Origin of the sequence: Paenibacillus sp. MMS18-CY102, from assembly GCF_009789195.1 — a bacterium.
Lineage (GTDB): Bacteria > Bacillota > Bacilli > Paenibacillales > Paenibacillaceae > Paenibacillus_T.
In genome coordinates this window covers 1-1,574 of sequence record NZ_WSTC01000076.1, presented here as the reverse complement: position 1 = coordinate 1,574, position 1,574 = coordinate 1, and the positions used below count along the sequence as shown (strand labels likewise).

Sequence of the window (1,574 nt, the reverse complement as noted above, 5' to 3'; positions counted from 1 at the left end):
TAACAAAACCTCCATGGTTTTTGAACCGCTACCCCCACATGAAAAGTTGATCATGTCGAGGTTAGCGGCTCTTTTGCTTTTCCATACTGTTAAGGAACGTAATTGGAATAAACACGCAGCTTTTTATGGTGGTACGACCCTGCAAACAAAACTGTGAGGATCCGAAGCGTGTACAACCCCATGTTGGCTCCCTTCTGTGTAAGAGATGACCACGTACAGAAAAATGGTTTAATTTCCTTTGGATTCGCCAATTACGCATCTTATCAACGAGGTGTAAGTTCTATGGAAACACTAATTACTCATTGCGCAGGCATGGATGTCCATCAAGAGACAATCGTTGTTTGTACAATAACAGGTCCTGTTGGGGGTTCTCCTGAAGTTGAAACACGCACCTTCTCGACGATGACCAAAAGTTTATTCGAGCTCCTTCAATGGCTTGAAACCAAGGAAGTTACGCATATCGCAATGGAAAGTACCGGTATCTATTGGCGCCCTGTTTACAACATCTTAGAAGGTTATTTCGACATTACCTTGGCGAATGCGCAGCGCATTAAGAACGTTCCTGGGCGTAAGACCGATGTGTCCGATGCTGAATGGATCGCCAAATTGCTTCGTCATGGTCTGGTTGAGCCTAGCTTTGTTCCTCCTTCAGACCTTCGGGAACTCAGAGAACTTACTCGTCTGCGCAAGAAGCAAGTTGGTGGGTTGACCGCCAAGAAGAATAGGTTACAGAAAGTGCTTGAGTCCGCCAACATAAAACTTGGAACCGTCATTAGCGATGTTTTTGGTGTCTCAGGACGGAACTTGCTTGAGCGCCTCATGGAGCAAGGATTTATTGATGCTAGCGATATCGAGGGCCGTGTGAAGGGCGTCGTGAAGAAGAAAGTATCTGCCTTGGCAGACTCGCTTTTCGGAACGCTGGATGAGCACCAGATTTTTATAATTCGTTTTCTCTGGAATGAGATTGCGTTTTATGAGGAGTCCATCAGCAAGCTGGATGAGCGAATTGAACAATATCTGGCTAGCTACAAGGAAGAAATGGATCTCATGCAAACCATGCCCGGGGTGAAGAAAACGACCGCAGCAAGCCTTCTTGCAGAGATGGGCAACAACATGGATCAGTTTCCTTCTGCCGCTCATCTTACGTCTTGGGCTGGAGTATCGCCGGGTAACCACGAAAGCGCAGGTCAAAAAAAAGTACCCGGACTGTAAAAGGCAACCCTCACATAAAGGTTGCATTATGCGAAGCCGCTTGGGCAGCATCTAAAACCAGAAACACTCGATTATCTGCTAAGTTCTGGTCGTTAGCCTCACGTCGCGGCAAGAAAAAAGCACTCGTTGCTCTAGCAAAGAAAATGTTGGTCATTCTTTACCAAATGCTTAAAACGAAGCAAGTTTATTTGGAGACAATGCCCACTAAATCCCCAAACTAACAAGCGTTGACTAATTAAATATGGTTTAAACATGGAACCGAATATTTCGCTTCCCGAGCATCCTATTGCCATTTTTACAGAATCCCATCATTCTTCAAAGACGAGGTCCATCATGTGTGCGTTATTCTTTTCACAGAAAAA

General features: G+C 45.2%; 1 pseudogene. It reads left to right on the top strand.

The features are described 5' to 3' along the window. Positions 1–282: 282 nt before the first annotated feature. Positions 283–1,433 (top strand): annotated as a pseudogene (locus tag GON22_RS25445) (IS110 family transposase). Positions 1,434–1,574 lie beyond the last annotated feature (141 nt).